General features: G+C 70.2%; 15 protein-coding genes. 8 read left to right on the forward strand and 7 right to left on the reverse strand.

The window, feature by feature from the left end; all coding sequences use genetic code 11:
• Positions 1-81 precede the first annotated feature (81 nt).
• The 3 genes from AB0I69_RS38815 to AB0I69_RS38825 all read right to left on the reverse strand — a co-directional run bounded on the left by AB0I69_RS38815 (position 82) and on the right by AB0I69_RS38825 (position 2717).
• Entirely contained in the window at positions 82-1188 is a 1107-nt protein-coding gene (locus AB0I69_RS38815) for an ATP-binding protein (protein WP_363100459.1), read from the reverse strand.
• Complete coding sequence (locus tag AB0I69_RS38820) at positions 1185-1925, reverse strand: response regulator transcription factor (protein WP_033282112.1); 741 nt, start codon at positions 1923-1925, stop codon at positions 1185-1187. The genes AB0I69_RS38815 and AB0I69_RS38820 overlap by 4 nt, the downstream gene beginning before the upstream one ends.
• A 114-nt stretch (positions 1926-2039) precedes the next feature.
• On the reverse strand, positions 2040-2717 hold the full coding sequence (locus AB0I69_RS38825; protein WP_363100460.1) for a spermidine synthase: 678 nt from the start codon (positions 2715-2717) through the stop codon (positions 2040-2042).
• Between the two features lie 193 nt (positions 2718-2910).
• Between AB0I69_RS38825 and AB0I69_RS38830 the strand changes: the two genes are divergently transcribed.
• A complete protein-coding gene (locus AB0I69_RS38830) occupies positions 2911-3780 on the forward strand; it encodes a rhomboid-like protein (RefSeq protein ID WP_363100461.1) in 870 nt (289 codons plus the stop codon).
• Here AB0I69_RS38830 and AB0I69_RS38835 read toward each other — a convergent pair.
• On the reverse strand, positions 3777-5273 hold the full coding sequence (locus AB0I69_RS38835; RefSeq protein WP_363100462.1) for a sulfatase: 1497 nt from the start codon (positions 5271-5273) through the stop codon (positions 3777-3779). The two genes, AB0I69_RS38830 and AB0I69_RS38835, sit on opposite strands and share 4 nt — an antisense overlap.
• Before the next feature lie 170 nt (positions 5274-5443).
• Here AB0I69_RS38835 and AB0I69_RS38840 point away from each other — a divergent pair, with 170 nt between their 5' ends.
• Positions 5444-6004, forward strand: a complete 561-nt coding sequence (locus AB0I69_RS38840; RefSeq protein WP_363100463.1) for a TIGR03086 family metal-binding protein — start codon at positions 5444-5446, stop codon at positions 6002-6004.
• Positions 6005-6429: 425 nt separating this feature from the next.
• Here AB0I69_RS38840 and AB0I69_RS38845 read toward each other — a convergent pair whose 3' ends face one another.
• Positions 6430-7248: a GNAT family N-acetyltransferase gene (locus AB0I69_RS38845; protein ID WP_363100464.1), complete on the reverse strand. Its 819-nt coding sequence runs from the start codon at positions 7246-7248 to the stop codon at positions 6430-6432.
• Positions 7249-7442: 194 nt separating this feature from the next.
• On the opposite strand from AB0I69_RS38845, the gene lon reads away from it, so the two are divergent.
• Positions 7443-9860 carry an endopeptidase La gene (lon, locus tag AB0I69_RS38850; RefSeq protein ID WP_363100465.1) on the forward strand — a complete coding sequence of 806 codons (2418 nt, stop codon included), beginning with the start codon at positions 7443-7445 and terminating at the stop codon, positions 9858-9860.
• Positions 9861-9935: 75 nt separating this feature from the next.
• On the opposite strand, the gene AB0I69_RS38855 is transcribed toward lon, so the two are convergent.
• Positions 9936-10754 carry a lysozyme gene (locus AB0I69_RS38855; RefSeq protein ID WP_363100466.1) on the reverse strand — a complete coding sequence of 273 codons (819 nt, stop codon included), beginning with the start codon at positions 10752-10754 and terminating at the stop codon, positions 9936-9938.
• Positions 10755-10963: 209 nt separating this feature from the next.
• Here AB0I69_RS38855 and AB0I69_RS38860 point away from each other — a divergent pair, with 209 nt between their 5' ends.
• Positions 10964-11485 carry a MarR family transcriptional regulator gene (locus tag AB0I69_RS38860; RefSeq protein WP_363100467.1) on the forward strand — a complete coding sequence of 174 codons (522 nt, stop codon included), beginning with the start codon at positions 10964-10966 and terminating at the stop codon, positions 11483-11485.
• A gap of 18 nt (positions 11486-11503) precedes the next feature.
• On the opposite strand, the gene AB0I69_RS38865 is transcribed toward AB0I69_RS38860, so the two are convergent.
• Entirely contained in the window at positions 11504-12292 is a 789-nt protein-coding gene (locus tag AB0I69_RS38865; RefSeq protein WP_363100468.1) for a protein phosphatase 2C domain-containing protein, read from the reverse strand.
• 354 nt (positions 12293-12646) lie between these two features.
• On the opposite strand from AB0I69_RS38865, the gene AB0I69_RS38870 reads away from it, so the two are divergent.
• The 4 genes from AB0I69_RS38870 to AB0I69_RS38885 are packed head-to-tail and all read left to right on the forward strand — an operon-like array spanning position 12647 to position 17031.
• Positions 12647-15502, forward strand: coding sequence for a nitrate- and nitrite sensing domain-containing protein (locus AB0I69_RS38870; protein WP_363100469.1), 2856 nt, complete (start codon positions 12647-12649; stop codon positions 15500-15502).
• Positions 15499-16002, forward strand: a complete 504-nt coding sequence (locus AB0I69_RS38875; protein WP_363100470.1) for a roadblock/LC7 domain-containing protein — start codon at positions 15499-15501, stop codon at positions 16000-16002. Before AB0I69_RS38870 ends, AB0I69_RS38875 begins: the two co-directional genes overlap by 4 nt.
• Complete coding sequence (locus tag AB0I69_RS38880) at positions 15999-16409, forward strand: DUF742 domain-containing protein (protein ID WP_363100471.1); 411 nt, start codon at positions 15999-16001, stop codon at positions 16407-16409. The genes AB0I69_RS38875 and AB0I69_RS38880 overlap by 4 nt, the downstream gene beginning before the upstream one ends.
• Positions 16390-17031 (forward strand): ATP/GTP-binding protein, encoded by a 642-nt coding sequence (locus AB0I69_RS38885; protein WP_363100472.1) that lies wholly within the window; start codon positions 16390-16392, stop codon positions 17029-17031. Before AB0I69_RS38880 ends, AB0I69_RS38885 begins: the two co-directional genes overlap by 20 nt.
• Positions 17032-17075 lie beyond the last annotated feature (44 nt).

A 17075-nucleotide genomic window follows, 5' to 3' on the forward strand; every position in this document is an offset into this window, starting at 1 on the left:
ACGGCGCGGGCCTGTGCCTGATCACACGTGTCCGTCAGCATGGACTGCCGTGGATCTTGGGGCTCCGGGTCGAACTTTACGTCAACTTGGCACGGATGACAGTCCCGGGAGGGTGACGATGATCCTGCAGCCACGGTCGGATTCGGCCACTCCGATCCGGCCGCCGTGCAGATCCACCGCCCAGCGGGCGATCGCCAGGCCGAGGCCCGTACCGCCGTCGCTGCCGGGTCCGTGCGGCGAGCTCACCGCGCCCCGGTTGAACCGCTCGAAGATGTGCGCCCACTGCGCCTTCGGGATGCCGGGTCCCTCGTCCAGGACCTCCAGCTCCAGCGACTCGGGCAGTGACCCGCGCCGCGCCTTCACCGTCACGCGCCCGTGCGCCGGGCTGTGCTTCACCGCGTTGTCGATGAGGTTGGCGACGACCTGGTGGATGCGCTCCGGGTCCGCGAGCGCGGTCAGCTCCGGCGGGGACACGTCCAGGTGCAGATGGACGTCCGTCCGCGTGTGACTCCCCGAGCCCGACGCGATGCCCCCGCGCGCGGAGGCGACCATGTTGGCCTCCTTGAGCACGCCCGAGAGATACGGCCACACCTCGAAGCGGCGGGTCTTCAGCGGGACGACGCCGTTGTCCAGCCGCGAGAGGTCGAGCAGCGTCTCGACGAGCCGTCCCAGCCGCTCCGTCTGCTTCAGCGCCGTCCGCATGGTCTCCGGATCGGCGGCCGAGACGCCGTCGACGACGTTCTCCAGTACGGCGCGCAGGCCCGCGATGGGGGTGCGCAGCTCGTGCGAGACGTTCGCGACGAGTTCCTTGCGCTGGCGCTCCTGGGCCTCCAGCTCGTCGGCCATGACGTTGATCGTCCCGGCCAGGTCGCCCAGTTCGTCGCGGCGGTTCTCGCGCACCCGGCGCGTGTAGTCGCCGTGCGAGATCGACCGGGCCACCGTGTTCATCTCGTCCAGCGGCGCGGTGAGCGAATGGGCCACGAACTGCGTTATCAGCAGTGTGGCGATCATCGAGAAGACCGTGATGAAGCGCAGCTCCGTCGCCGTGCGCATGGCGATCATCATCAGCCCGGTGGTGATGAGCACCGCGATGACGACCAGCGCGCCCAGCTTGGTCTTGATCGAGAACGGGCGTACGCCGCCCCAGGGCTCCCCGGGGCTCCTCCGTGACGTCGGCCCGTCGCTCATGGCGTAGGAGTCTCCAGTGCGTAGCCGACGCCGTGCACCGTGCGGATCCGCTCGGCGCCGATCTTCCGGCGCAGCGCCTTGATGTGGCTGTCGACGGTGCGGGTGCCGGAGGCGTCCGCCCAGTCCCACACCTCGGCAAGCAGCTGCTCGCGCGAGAGCACGGCACGCGGGGTGTTCGCCAGGCACACCAGCAGGTCGAACTCGGTGGGCGTGAGATGCACGTCCTCGCTGCGCACCCGTACCCGGCGTTGCGCGTGGTCGATCTCCAGCTCGCCGAGCCGCAGGATGCCCGAGCGCGGGGTGGACGCGGCCACCACGGCACGCTCCACCCGGCGCAGCAGGACGTGCACCCGCGCCGCCAGCTCCCGCATCGAGAACGGCTTGGTCATGTAGTCGTCGGCGCCGACCCCGAGCCCGACCAGCATGTCGGTCTCGTCGTCGCGCGCGGTGAGCATCAGCACCGGCACCGGGCGGGCGGCCTGCACACGGCGGCAGACCTCCAGTCCGTCGAAGCCGGGCAGCATGATGTCGAGGATCAGCAGATCGGGCTGCCAGGCCTCGGCGGTGTCGACGGCCGAAGGCCCGTCGCCCGCGGTCTGCACGAGAAATCCCTCGGCACGCAGACGGGCCGCGATGGCGTCGACGATCGTCGGGTCGTCCTCGACCACCAGCACCCGGCGCTGCGCGCCCGGCGTGGCCGTGGCCGTGCCGTTGTGGGAGGTGTGTGTCTGCTCCATCGCCCGCCCCTGAAGTGTGCTTTCCGGAACCATGTGGGGTGATCCCATGACTGCGCTTGACGCTTGAATGATCTGCGTCAGGGAAGCAGAGTACGGGGAGTGACGGCGGCTTTGCTATCCAGGTCGTACGGCGAGGTGCACGACGTCGGGAACGCCTCGGGCAACCGGGATCTCTTCGGTACGCACCTGTTGGAACCCGGCATTCCATAAGGTTCGTTCAAATTCCGGCGAGGGCTGCGCCGACCATACGGCCAGTACCCCGCCCGGTCTCAACACCCTTGCGCAGCTTGCCAGTCCGGCCGGTGAGTAGAGGCTGTCGTTGCCGTCGGTGACCGTCCAGCCGGGGCCGTTGTCGATGTCGAGGCAGAGCGCGTCGAAAGTGGCGCAAGTCTCATTGACGAATGCGACAAGATCCGTTTTCACAATGTCGGTCCGCGGATCGGCGAGAGCGGACGCGGAGAGCGCCAACAGCGGCCCGGAACGGTGCCATTCGACGATCGCGGGCTCCCGCTCCACGACCGTGATCCGGCCCCAGCGGGGGTCGGCGGCGGCATGCGCGAGCGAGAACCCGACACCGAGCCCGCCGATCAACACGGCAGGTTCCCGGCGGCTGTCGAGCGCGTCGTACGCGGCGTCGACCAGCAGCCGCTCCGAGCGGCCGTCCGAGGTGTCCATCAGGAAGCAGCCGTTGGCGATGATCTGCAGCAACTCCCCGTGCCGGCGCAGCACCACCTCGCCGTAGGGGCCCTCGCGACGGTCCAGGACAACGGGAGTGTCGTACGCGGTGGTCATGCGACCCATCCTGGCAGTTTCACCGGAATGGGCAGCCGAATTAACCCCGGGGAGACACGTCCGGGTGCAAGCTGCTCGCGGACGCGTAAGAAAGCTCTGGGGTTGCTGTGAATCGGCTCTCGCGTGGCGTCGGTCATAGACAGCGGCATGGAGGACGGCGAAGGGTGGGCCGAAACGTAAGGAGCGCCTCAGAGTGGAACGGACCGCGACGGCCGACACAAAGGCCTCCGCTGCGCCCTCGGGCGCGCCCTTGGCTGATGATTCCGGGCCGGATTCGGTACTGGACCCCGGGCTGTTGGACGCGATGCCGAGACAGCGAGAAGTCGCGGCGACAGCAGGGGAGTTGGCCCTCGCCCCGGCGGGCCGGGCAGCCGTGTCCGTCTCGGCGTCGACCCCCGCCGTTCCCGGAGAATCGCGACTCCTGGTGGCGCTCCGCCGCCTCCACCCCTGGCGGTTGCTGCCCACGCCCACCGGGACGCCGTTCACCTTCGGTTACGCGATGCTGCTCCTCGTCACCTCCCTCGTGGCGCAGTACGCCGATCCGACCCTCGTGAACGAATTGCACCAGGCCTCCAGCACTGATGTGGCCCACCTCGTGCGCGACCCGTTCCTCGTGCTGATCGCCAGTGCGCTGTGGATCGTCGGCGGGATGATGTCGCCGTACGCGATCCTCTTCCTGCTCGTGCTGACCGCGCTGGAGCGGCGGATCGGCGGGGTCCGGGCCGCCGGGGTGTTCCTGTCCGGCCACATCCTGGCCACGCTCGCGACCGAAGGGACCGTGGGAATCGCCGTGTTGGCGGGCCATCTGCCCAACAGCTCGCTCCACCGCCTCGACTACGGCATCAGCTTCGGCGTCGCGACGAGCATAGGAGCGCTGTCCGGTCTGCTGCGGCCGTGGCTGGGCCTGCCGCTGATCGGCCTGTTCGGCTGGTCGCTGGTCGAGGACCTGATCGAGTTCACCGACCCCATGACGAACTGGGGCCATCTGATCTCGCTCACGATAGGCATCGCGACCTTGCCGTTGATACGGCGCTGGCAGCAGGAGTCGGCGGCCCTGGCCTAACTCCCGGCCTGTCTGGCCGAGTTCAGCTTCTTCGCCAACGCAGGGATGCCAAGTCGCTTCTCCTCCTCGGCGGTTGCGGCGTGGAGTCTGTTGGTGAGCTGGTAGGGGTCGGCGCGCAGGTCGTAGTACTCGCGGAAGAGCACCTTGCCGTCGCCGTTCGTCGCCAGGCCGTTCCTGTCGAGGCGGGTGCGGTAGTACTCCGTGTACTGCTCGGACTTGCCGATGTACGTCGCCCAGGTGTGGATCGGCTCCTGGTCCTGCCGGTTCCACCACCACTCGGCGAGCAGATGGTCCCGGTCGCCGGTGCCGAGGAGCGAGTGGCCGTCGTGCGGGGTGTCCGGGGTGAGGCCGGCCGCGTCGAGGAGGGTGGGCGCGATGTCGACGTGACCGGTGAGACGGTCGTCGGAGGTGCCCCTGTCGAGACCCCGGGCCGGCCAGGACAGCTGGAACGGCACCTCCAGACTCGGCCGGTACGGCACCGACTTGCGCAGCCAGCCGTGGTCGCCCCAGCACAGCCCGTGATCGCTGGTGTACAGCACGAGCGTGTTCTCCAACTGGCCCAGCGCCCGCAGCTTGTCGCGGAAGTCGCGCATCGCGTCGTCGACCGAGAGCAGCGTGCGCAACTGGCGGGCGCGCAGGGCCTGTCCGGCGCGCAGCCCGTCCTTGGCCTTGCGCAGGAAGGCAGGCTTGTCGGCCTTGTCGCTCTCGAAGACGGACGGCCGCCCGGCCCACTCCGGAACACGCGTGTCGGCGTACTTCTTCTCCGGGATGTTGAACTCGTGGGCGCTGCGAGTGGCGACGTACGCGAACCAAGGCCGCCGGTCCGTGCGGGAGCCCTCCAGGAAGGCGAGCGCGCGGTCCTTGATGACGGTGGTGTTGTAGCCGGGGATGTTCCGGACCGTCCCGCCGTCGTTGTAATGACCGTTGTAGTACGCCACCGGTTCCTGGAGCAGCCACTCGTCGAAGTGGGGCGGATTGTCGCCGGTGTGCCAGTAGTTGAGGTACTTGCCGAACAGGCCTGTGCGGTAACCGGAGTTGTGCAACTGCCGCTGCACGGTCGTGTGTTGGTCGAGGTGGTACGGGTGACGGGTGTCCAGGACACCGTGGTTGTGCGCGTACCGGCCCGACATGATCGAGGCACGGGAGGGCGCGCACAGCGGGGTGTTGGCGTGCGCCCGCTCGAAGGTGACCCCGTGGTCGCCGAGCCAGTCGACGGTCTGCGGGGTCGCCCAGTCGGTGTCCTTGGGCTGGTCGTCGGTGACGACGACGAGGATGTTGGGGCGGTCGTCGCCACGGGCACGGGTGTGCGGAGTGGGGGAGGTGATGTTCCGTACGGGCGTGGCCGGTTCGGTCGCCGGGTCGCTCTTGTCGCCCTTCGCCACGCGGAGGGCGACCGGGATCGCCGCCGCCGTCGCGAGCACGGCGGCCCCGGCCACGACCGTCCGCCTCCCCGGTCCACGCCGCTGCTGATCGTCGCCCACTTGATCCCCCATGTCCCCGTATGTGCCGACCGTAAGCTGTGAATCGGCTTGCATCTTGCGGCAGTTGCCTGTGAATGCCGTTGCGGGGGTGTAGCGATTCCCTTGCGAAGACGCGGAGAGTCGATCGCGGTCCGGGACGGGGGAGGTCCAAGTGACGGATACGGATACGGGATGCGGATGCGGTGCGGTGGATCGAGCGGGCGATCGACGCAACTGCTGTGGTGGTGGCGGGAGTTGCCGAAGCCCAGTGGACGAACCCCACCCCGTGCGTGGAGTGGGACGCCAGGACCCTCCTCAACCACACGGTGGGCGGGATGCGCATCTTCACCGCCGAACTGGACGGCACCGGCCCGAGCGCCGCGCACGAGTCCGACTGGCTGGGCGCCGATCCCCGCGGCGCGTACACGGAGGCGGCCGAGGCCGACCGCGCGGCCTGGAACCGCCCCGGCGCCCTCGACATCACCGTCCACATCTCGCTGGGCGCGCTGCCCGGCCCGATGGCCGCGCTGATCCACTTCACGGAGGTCTGCGTCCACGGCGTGGACCTGGCGGTCGCGACGGGTCAACAGGCTTCGGTGGACGAGGAGTTGTGCGCGGAACTGCTGTCGGTGATGCGGGGGATGGGCGGCTTCGACGCGTTCCGCATGCCCGGAGTCTTCGGCCCCGAGGTCCAGCCGGCGCCGGGCGCGGCTTCGCACGGGCAGCTGCTGGCCTACTTGGGCCGCTCCCTTTCCTGCTCCTGATCCGGCCACCGTGCGTGAGGGCGTGGTCGTGGTGATCGGCCGGAAGGTGGGTCGGTATCGGGCGGGTGGTCGTCGGGGTGTCTGCCTGGGCCGTGAGGCCGGTCCGGGCCACCTGGCGGGTCCGGCCCACGCGGCGGGGTGCGGCCCGCCCGGAGGTTGGCTGGGCGGGTGGTTGTCGGGGTGTCTGCCTGGGCCGCGAGGCCGGTTCGGGCCGCCCGGCGGGTCCGGCCCGCCCGGAGGTCGGCTGGGCGGGTGGTCGTCGCGGTGTCTGTCTGGACCGGCCGGCCGGTCCAGGCCACCCGGCGGGGCGCGGCCCGCCCGGAGGGCGGCTCGATGCAGGGTGGGCGGGCGGTCGTCGGGGTGTCCACTCGGACCGTCGGCCGGTCCGGCCCCGTGGTGTGCGGCCCGCACGAGCGGTTGCCGGTTTACCTCGGTCGCACGGCCTCCTGATCAGGTCGGCCCGGTGACCACACGTACGGCGTGGTCGTCGTGACCGCCCGGAAGCCCAGGCGGCGCAGGATCGGCGCGCTGTCGTCCGTGGCGTCCACGTGCAGGTACGGGACTCCACGGGCCGCGGCGAGGGCGGCCCGGGTGGCGACGAGGGCGCGGTAGATGCCCTTGCCGCGCCACTCGGCGACCGTCGAGCCGCCCAGCAGGCTGGCGAACCCCGTCCCCGGCCGGAAGCCGATCCAGGTCGTGCAGACCATCTCGCCCTCCGCCTCGACGACGTAGATGGCCATCTCGTCCGGAGCGGCGGCGATCCGGCCGAGCAGATCGGTGACCAGCCAGTTCAGGTCCGCGTCCCAGACGGACGACTGCTGGGCCCCGAGCCGGCGCAGGTCCGCCTCGGCAGTGACCCGGCGGATCGTGACCCCGTCCGGCAGCACGGGCTTCCGTACGGCCATCTCCTCGGCCCGCCCGATCAGCACGGTCTCCCGCTCCTCGGCCACGAACCCCGCCGCGCGCAGCCGGTCCGGGATGTCGGCCGGTATGTCATGGGCGCGGGTCTTCCACTCCACGGACTCTCCGCGCGCCGCGAAGAAGTCCCGCTGCCGCACGATCAGCTCATCCAGCTCCCGCCCCCGTATCCCCAGGTCACGCGGCCCGCTCACGAACCCCCGGAACTGCCCGACGACCCGAAGCAGCGGCCCGTCCTTCTCGTACGTCACTCCCGCGGGCGGAATGGGCGGGGTGCCGCGCAACTGGTCGTCGTAGGCCGCCAGCAAGATCTCTGTCTCTGTCACGGGGTGAGGGTCGCCGAGGTGCGTGGCCGCAGCAACCGGTTTTGGCGGGAAGCCACGGCGCCCATTCCGCGTTGACCTGGGGCGAGGCAGTGGTGAGCCGGCTGATCGCTCACGGCGAACAACAGCTGGGGAACAATCGAAGGAGCCCAAGCATTGAGTCGGCATAGCTCAACTTGACTGCCTAAGGGGAGATCATGGCTTCGACGTCCACACCGCTCACCCTGCCCGTGCTGCCGCTCGACGACGAGGTCGTGCTGCCCGGAATGGTGGTTCCGCTGGACCTGAACGACACCGATGTACGCGCCGCCGTGGAGGCCGCCCAGGCCGCCGCGCGGTCCGAGCCCGGAAAGCCCAAGGTCCTGCTGGTGCCACGCATCGACGGGACTTACGCGAGCACCGGCGTGCTCGGCACCATCGAGCAGGTCGGCCGGCTGGCCGACGGCGACCCGGGCGCGCTGATCCGCGGCCGTAGCCGCGTACAGATCGGCGCCGGGACCACCGGCCCGGGTGCCGCGCTCTGGGTCGAGGGCACCGCTCTCGACGAGAGCCTGCCCGAACCCTTGCCCGGCTCCGTTTCCGAGCTGGTGAAGGAATACAAGGCGCTGGCCACCGCGTGGCTGCGCAAGCGGGGGGCCTGGCAGGTCGTCGACCGCGTGCAGGCTATTGATGATGTGTCCACGCTTGCCGACAATTCTGGTTACTCGCCCTTCCTGACCACCGACCAGAAGATCGAGCTGCTGGAGACCGCCGAACCGGTGGCCCGGCTGAAGCTCGCCACGCAGCACCTGCGCGACCACCTCGCCGAGCAGGATGTCGCCGAGACCATTGCCAAGGACGTGCAGGAAGGCGTCGACAAGCAGCAGCGTGAGTTCCTGCTGCGGCGCCAGCTCGAAGCCGTCCGCAAGGAACTGCGCGAGCTGAATGGAGACTCGGTCGAGGGCGAGGAGTCCGATGACTACCGGGCCCGCGTCGAGGCCGCCGATCTTCCCGAGAAGGTCCGTGAGGCCGCGCTCAAGGAGGTCGAGAAGCTGGAGCGGTCCTCCGACCAGTCGCCCGAGGGGTCGTGGATCCGCACCTGGCTGGACACCGTTCTTGAACTGCCCTGGAACGAAAGGACCCAGGACGAGTACGACATCCAGGGTGCCAAGGCGATCCTCGACGCCGAGCACGCCGGTCTGAACGACGTGAAGGAGCGCATCACCGAGTACCTGGCCGTGCGCAAGCGGCGTGCGGAGCGGGGGCTGGGGGTTGTGGGTGGTCGGCGCGGTGGTGCCGTGCTCGCCCTCGTGGGGCCGCCCGGTGTCGGTAAGACCTCACTCGGTGAGTCCGTCGCGCACGCGATGGGGCGGAAGTTCGTCCGGGTCGCGCTCGGTGGGGTGCGGGACGAGGCGGAGATTCGTGGACATCGGCGTACGTACGTCGGCGCGCTGCCCGGTCGTATCGTCCGGGCCATCAAGGAGGCCGGGTCCATGAACCCGGTGGTCCTGCTCGATGAGATCGACAAGGTGGGGTCCGACTACCGGGGGGACCCGGCCGCGGCGCTGCTGGAGGTCCTCGACCCTGCGCAGAACCACACCTTCCGCGATCACTACCTGGAGGTCGAACTCGACCTGAGCGATGTGGTGTTCCTGGCGACGGCCAACGTGCTCGAAGCCATCCCGGAGGCGCTGCTCGACCGTATGGAACTGGTCCGGCTCGACGGCTACACCGAGGACGAGAAGGTCGTCATCGCCCGTGACCACCTGCTCCCGCGCCAGCTGGAGCGGGCGGGGCTCAAGGACGACGAGGTCGTCATCGACGAGAGCGCGCTGCGCAAGCTCGCCGGTGAGTACACCCGTGAGGCGGGTGTCCGCACCCTGGAGCGGTCCGTCGCCCGGCTGCTGCGCAAGATCGCGGCCCAGCATGAACTCGGCCAGCGGGAGCTGCCGTTCACCGTCACGGATGCCGACCTGCGTGGCCTGATCGGACGGCCGCACCACGTTCCCGAGTCCGCCCAGGACCCGGCCGAGCGCCGTACGGCCGTACCCGGTGTCGCCACCGGCCTCGCGGTCACCGGCGCGGGCGGTGACGTCCTCTACGTCGAGGCGTCGCTGGCCGACCCGGAGACGGGCGCGGCGGGTCTGACGCTGACCGGTCAGCTGGGTGACGTGATGAAGGAGAGCGCGCAGATCGCCCTTTCCTTCCTGCGCTCGCACGGCGCCGAACTGGAGCTGCCTGTCGGCGACTTGAAGGACCGGGGCGTGCACATCCACTTCCCGGCGGGTTCGGTGCCGAAGGACGGCCCGAGCGCGGGTGTCACGATGACGACGGCCCTGGCGTCGCTGCTCAGCGGCCGACTGGTCCGCACGGACGTGGCGATGACCGGTGAGGTCTCCCTGACCGGTCGGGTCCTCCCGATCGGCGGCGTGAAGCAGAAGCTGCTCGCCGCGCACCAGGCCGGGGTCACCACGGTGATCATCCCGAAGCGCAACGAGCCCGACCTGGACGACGTCCCGGCCGAGGTTCTGGACAAGCTCGACGTCCACGCGGTGACGGACGTCCGCCAGGTCCTGGAGCTGGCGTTGGCGCCGGCCACGAACGGCGCGACGTCGGAGGTTCCGGTGGCGGCGTGACGGACGCTGCCGGATGAATGGGCGAGGGCCCGGGTCTCTTCAAGGGGGGCCCGGGCCTTCGTCGTTCACCCATGGTCACCCGTTGGCGAGTGCCACGACCCTGTCGAGCGCCCCGTTGAACTTGTCGTGGTCCCCGACCGTCGGCCCCGACGACGTGTACTGCCACATCGTGTAGAACGACCACCCGCCCGGCAGCGTCCCCGGGTCCGAGGCATACCGCGCGATCCACAGTGGGTTCGCCGAGGCGAAGGCGCTGGAGTTGCCCGTGCAGTCGGACCACCAGCTCGTCGCCGTGTAGATCACGGCGTCCCGGCCGGTGCGGGACTTGTACGTGGACAGGAAGTCGGCGATCCAACTGACCATCGCCGCCGCCGACTTGCCGTAGCAGGACGCGCCGTACGGGTTCCACTCGATGTCGAGGACGCCGGGGAGGGTGCGGCCGTCCTTGGACCAGCCGCCGCCGTGGTCGACGAAGTAGTTGGCCTGGGTGGCGCCGGACGTCGTGTCCGGTGTCGCGAAGTGGTAGGCGCCGCGGATCATGCCGACGGCGTAGGAGCCGTTGTACTGCTGGGTGAAGGACGGGTTCGTGTAGTACGTGCCCTCGGTCGCCTTCGTGTAGGCCCACTTGACCCCGCTGCTCCACAGGGTCGACCAGGCGACGTTTCCCTGGTAGCCGCTGACGTCGACGCCCTCCGTCTGGGTGGCTTCGGCGCTGGTGGGCGTGGTGGCGCGGCCGTCGTGCGCCAGGACGCCGATGCCCATGTAGGCGGAACCGCGGACGGGGACGGTGGCGGCGCCGGCCGGGTGGGAGAGGGCTGTCAGCAGGATTCCGGAGAGGGCGAGGGTGAGGGAGAGGTGCCGCAGGCGTGACGTTCGGGGTCTGTGCACGGGCATGGCGTGCCTCCGAGGGCGCGGTGGGGGAGTGCCGGGAGTGTGAGTGGCGTGGGCATGCCAGCTGTCGCCTGGTGAAGACGCTACGCACGCGGCCGACCGGCTGGGAAGGGGGTCCGGACGCTGCCGTTGGTCTAGCCCTGCGAAATACTGGCGGAGCTGCGGCGATGACGGCTTTTGGCGGAAACTTTCACGATCGGGAAAGCGGACCAATGGGTGCTGACGTGCACAAGGGCGAGGACAGAAGCGACGACGGGCTTCCTGCGGACGTTGGTGGGCTTCCAGCGGGAGTCGGCGGGCTTCCGGACCAGGAATACCTTTCCCTGGAACGCGAGTTGACGTTTCTCTTCCGTCGGGCCCGGGCCAACCAGGGCGAGATGGCCCGCGAGGTCCACCCCGACCTGGAGTCCGCCGCGTACGGCCTGCTGGTCCGGCTGGAGGAGTGCGGCAGGCAGCGGGCCACGGAGCTGGCCGCCTACATCGGCGTCGGCAAGGCCACCATGTCCCGCCAGCTGCGCGCCCTGGAGGACCTGGGCCTGATCGCCCGCGAGCCCGACCCTGCGGACGGCCGCGCCTGGCTGGTCGACCTCACCGACGAGGGCCGCCGCCGTGTCACGCGCGTCCGCGAGGCCCGGCGGGCCCGCTACGTCACCCAGCTCAACCACTGGGACCGCCACGAGGTCGCCGAACTGGCCCGGCTGCTCCACCAGTTGAACGGCGTCATGGAGAAGTGACACCGACGTAGCGGCCGGTCACAGCTCGACGTACACGACCGTCGCGTCGTCGTGCGTCTTGCTCCGCCGAAGATGGGTCCGCGTCTCCTCGTCGGCCCGCTCCAGCGCCCGCACCCGGGTCACCAGCTCCGCCGCCCCCTGCTTCCGTACGAGAGCGAAGCAGTCCGCCCAGTCGCCCTCGTGGAACTTCTCCACCCACCTCGTCGCCCCGTCCGTCAGGGCGGCGAGGGCGCGGACGTCGGCGCGGGGGAGCGACCCCGTCACCGCCCGCTCCGCGACCGCGGGATCGGCGGCGGCCGTGAAGAAGCCGCCCTCCTTGTTGCGGAGCGTGGTGTCGATCAGGGCGTCCGTCGCGAGGGCGGAGCGGGGGAGGCGGGAGAGACGGTCGTCCAGTACGGCGGTCACCTCGCCCGCCGGGGACTCGACGAGCAGGGCCGAGTCCGAGAGGACCAGGTATTCGATCTCCTGCGGTGACCAGCGGGCCAGCACCACCGTTGCCTGAGGTGTGCGTGGGTGAGAAAGGTCACAGGTGGTGGCGTGGGCCTCAGCTGTTCGGAGGATCGCCCGGGAGAGAATCTCCGACAAGGTCAGATCCCGGTAGGAAACGGTCAGTTCGGTCAGTGCGCCACCGAGGCGCGCGGTGAACCAGGGGACCGAATGCAGACAGCCCGTCTCCCCTCTGGGCGGTGTCACGCCGTCCAGGACGATCAGCGAACCGCCCTGTCCCGAGGCCGGAAGGCCGACGCTCGCGAAGTCCTCGTTGGGGCGGGTCGGGTCACCGGGTTCTGACACAAGTTCCGTACGCATTCAGCCAGTCTGCACGACCTCTTCACAGGGTCTGCAAAAGGTTGGCGCCGACTGCCGGATTGGCGCAGTCGTGCAGGTCAGACGCCTGGTTTGGGAGGGAATGGATCACTCCGGGAATGCGTGGCGGCGAATCCTGCCAAAGCGCGCCGCTCACGTCCAACCGGCGCGGCGCCCAGGGGTGTCGGACCCGCCGCCGGAACTTGCCCGCCAACTCCCCTACGGGGTTCACTCCTTCGGGTGGCGGGCCGGACGATGCGCGACCACTGCCTACCGGCACTGGGAGGGTCGCCGTACCGGGATGACGGAGCGTCACCCGGACCCATGGGTACTCACGAGTCAGGAATGCGAGCACCGGTGCAGAAAAAGCGGCCTCGGCGCACAGGCAAGCAGACGGCCCCTCAGGGGGGCGCCACCGGAGCCGCCGCGCCCGACCCCGCCGGCAGGGGGCGCAGCACCCACGTACGCAACCGGCTCATCGTCGCCGTAGCCGTCGTGGCCGCCGCCATCGCCGCGGCCGGTGTCCCCTCACTGATCACCGCCTCGGGCCAACTGAGCGACTCCCAGGACCTGGTGACGCTCGCCGGGCAGACCCAGGACGCGCTGTCGCTGGCCCACTCCCTCGCCGACGAGCGGGACGAGGTCACCTCGTACATCGCCGCCGGGCGCCCCAAGTCCCAGGCGCCCGCCGAGGACCGCAGCGCCCGCGTCGACCGGCAGATCGAGGAACTGCGCGACGACACCGACACCACCGCCACCCTGAGGTCGGACCTCGACGACGTCGCCGCCGTACGACGGGCCGCGCTCACCGGCAAGAGCAGCGCCCTGGAGGCGCACAACGCCTACTCCGGCGCCATCACCGAACTGCACCGGCTCGCCGAGCAGCTGGCCGAGAAGATGCCGCCGCGGGCCGGTTCCGGCGCCTACGCGCTCGCCGAACTCGACGCCGCCGTCCAACAGGCCGCCGCCGCCCGCGGGCTGCTCCTCGCCGCCCTGAACGTGCCGACGACCACCCGGACGGTCATCAGCTCCATCACCGGCCTCCCCGTCACCGAGACCAGCTCCTCGGACGCCCAGACCAAGCAGCGCGACGCCCTCAGTGCCGCCGCCCAGCAGGCCCGGCTGCGCTCCGACGCGGCCCTCGCCGACTTCCGCGACAGCGCGACGAAGGACGCCCTCGCGGGCTACGACTCCACGGTCACCGGACCCGAGGTCAACTCCGCCGAGAAGTACCTCGCCTCCCTCACCGAACAACCCACCCTGTCCGACAGCGAGTTGGACACCAGCACGAAGAAGCTGGACGCGGCGCTCTCCGCCCGGGTCGACCTGATGCGCGGCGAGGAGTCCGCTCTCTACGAGCACCGCTCCAAGGACCTCGCCCAGCTCCGCGACGACGACGTCAAGGCGCTGGAACTCCGCGTCGCGATCCTCGGCGCCCTCATGCTGCTGGCCGTGGGCATCGCCACCGCCATGGCCCGCACCCTCACCCGCCCGCTGTCGGTGCTGCGCCGCGGCTCGACGCGCCTGGCCGAGGCCGAGGACCCGAGCACCGAAGAGCCCATCAAGTTCACCGGCCGCAACGACGAGTTCGCCCAGGTCGTCCGCTCGGTCAACACCCTGCACGCGCACGCCGCCGCCCTCCACGAGCGCATCGCGACCCTGGAGGCCGACCGCAAGCACCTCGTCGGCCAGCGCCAGAAGATGGCCGACGCCCGCGAGGAACTCCGTGCCGAAGTCACCGACTCCGCCGGGCAGTTGGAGCGGCTGCGCACCAGCATCGGCGGCACCTTCGTCAACCTCGCGCTGCGCACCCTCGGCCTCGTCGAGCGCCAACTCGCCGTCATCGAGGGCCTGGAGGAGCGCGAGCAGGACCCCGAGCGCCTCTCCACCCTCTTCAAGCTCGACCACTTCGCCACGGTCATGCGCCGCCACAGCGAGAACCTCCTCGTCCTCGCCGGCACCGAGCACGTCCAGCAGCACGCGGGCCCGGTCCCGCTCGTCGACGTGGTCCGGGCGGCCGTCAGCGAGATCGAACGCTACGAACGCGTCCGCATCTCGGCGCTCCCGCCGCACGCGCACGTGGCGGGCTTCGCGGCGGACGACCTGAGCCACCTGCTGGCCGAACTGATGGAGAACGCGAGCTCGTTCTCCCCGCCGGACGCCCCCGTCGAGATCTCCGGCTGGCTCCTGGAGAACGGCGAGGTCATGCTCTCCGTCCAGGACGAGGGCATCGGCATGACCGTCGGCCGCATGGCCGGCCTCAACACCCGCCTCGCCGAGTTCGACCCGGACTCCCCCTACGACCAGGAGGGCGAGGAGGGCCTCGGCCTGGGCCTGTTCGTGGTGGCCCGCCTGGCCCACCGCCACGGCGTCCGCGTCCAGCTCCGCGACCAGAAGCAGGGCGGCATCGCGGCGGTCGTCGTCCTGCCCAGCCCGCTCCTTGCGACGGCCTCGACCTCGGCGGTACCGACGTCGGCGCCGATGACCGGGGGCACGCACTCGTACTCCCTGCCCGGGGCCGCCGCCGAGGTCAACTCCAACGTCCTGCACGCCCGTTCGAAGCCACACGAGGACCCACTGGTCGCGCTGGCGGAGAAGGCGGTACGGGAGACCCCGGCGGAAACCCTGACGGCAGCCCCGGCGGAATCCCCGGCGGAAATGACGATGGAACTCCTGCTGCCACTGACACCGGAGGACCGAGCGGTCACGGTGGACCGGTCGGCCGCGGAAGTCCGGCCGGCGGCGGACGCGGGGCCAGCCGCAGGTGCAGGACCGGCCGCAGGTGAGCGATCAGCCGCAGCTGAACGGTCAGCCGCCGACGGCGAGTTCGCCCCACAGGGGCCACCCGCACCCGACAGCGATGCCCGCACGGGCGGTGCGGGTGGGAATCAGATCACGGCTGACGGCGAAGCCGAAGCCGTAGAACACGAGCGGGCAGCAGACGGGGACCCCGTAACAGCCAAGGGCCTCCCCAAACGCACCCCCAAGCTCACCCAACCCGCCCAGGCCCCGCGCCGGCGAACCGGCGCAGTAGACGCGGACGCCCTGCGCCGCAGACTCGGCGGCTTCCGCGCGGGAGCCTCCGCCGGCTACCGGGACGTAGAAGCGGAGATCGCCGAACAGACGGGCCAGAACCCGGTCCCGGCACCGCGCAGCGCGACCGAACGATCCGAAGCAGCCACGGGGGGCACCGTCGAGGAGGCAAGCAGTTGACCGCGCCCAGTACCTTCGGACTGAGCAGTGAAGCCCGCAACCTGCACTGGCTGCTGAGCAACCTCGTCGAGGAGGTGCCCGGCATCCAGTCGGTCGCGGTCGTCTCCTCCGACGGCCTGCTGCTCCTCTCCTCCGACCCGGGGAGGAACACGGAGGCCAGGGAGGCCCTCGAAGCCAAGCGGACCAGTCCGCGCGGCTCCGCCGCCGACCTCGCCACCATCGTCTCCGGCATCGGCAGCCTCACCATCGGCGCCGCCAAGCTGATGGACTCCGGCACGGTGAAGCACACGATGGTCGCGATGGAGGAGGGCAGCCTCTTCGTGATGTCGATCAGCGACGGTTCACTGCTCGGTGTGCACGGCTCCGCGGACTGCGACATGAGCGTCGTGGCGTACCACATGGCGCTCTTCGTCGGCCGGGCCGGCCATGTGCTGACGCCCGAACTCCGCACCGAGCTACGGAAATCGCTCGAAGACGCGGCCGAGCGGAGCGCCCGATGAGCCGTACGCCCAACAAGCTCCCGGTGCGCGGCGGCGACCGCAAGCCCGCCCGGGTGCGCCCCTACTCGCTCACCGGCGGCCGTACCCGCTTCGGGCACGTGCTCCTGGTGGAGACGTTCGTCGCGGCGCTCGAAGCGCCCGAGGAGCGCAAGGAGTTGGCGAATGGTTCCCTCAACACCCGGGTGATGCCGGAGATGCAGGCCATCGTCGAACTGTGCCGCCGTATGCGCACGGTGGCCGAGATCGCCGCGCTGCTGAAGATGCCGCTCGGTGTGGTCCGCGTGCTCCTGAGCGATCTCGCGGACCAGGGAAAGATCCGTGTGTACGGAACCGGAACCGCTCACGGTACGGGCCGTCCTGACCGCGCTCTGCTGGAAAAGGTGCTGAGTGGACTCCGTCGTCTCTGACGCCGCCGCCTACGGCGTCTCCCCGCTCCTCGCCGAAGAGGAGCAACCGCGGTCCTGGCAGACGGACCGCACCCGCGCGCCCGTCGCCACGAAGATAGTGGTGGCCGGCGGCTTCGGCGCCGGCAAGACCACCATGGTCGGCGCCGTCTCCGAGATCCAGCCCCTCCAGACGGAGGCGCTGATGACCGAGGCCAGCGAGGAGACCGACGACCTCACGGGTACCCCGGAGAAGACGACCACCACGGTCGCCATGGACTACGGCCGCCTCACCCTCGACGACGACCTGGTGCTCTACCTGTTCGGTACGCCGGGGCAGCAGCGGTTCTGGTTCATGTGGGACGACCTGGTGCGCGGCGCGATCGGCGCCGTCGTCCTGGCCGACACCCGCCGCCTCAAGGACTGCTTCCCCGCGCTGGACTACTTCGAGAGCTGCGGACTGCCGTACGTCGTCGCGGTCAACCACTTCGCCGGCAGCGAGCGGTTCGACCCCGAGGACGTACGGGAGGCGTTGACAATCCCCGCACACGTACCTGTCATGATCATGGATGCGCGGCGGCGGATTTCGGCCATCGAGACCCTGCTCGCACTCGTCGCCCACGCGCTGGACGTCACCCCCGAGTAGTTCCCGAGCAGCAGTCCCTGAGCAGTCGCGACCAAGGAGCCAGC

The sequence above is a fragment of the Streptomyces sp. NPDC050508 genome, from assembly GCF_040655155.1.
Taxonomy (GTDB): domain Bacteria; phylum Actinomycetota; class Actinomycetes; order Streptomycetales; family Streptomycetaceae; genus Streptomyces.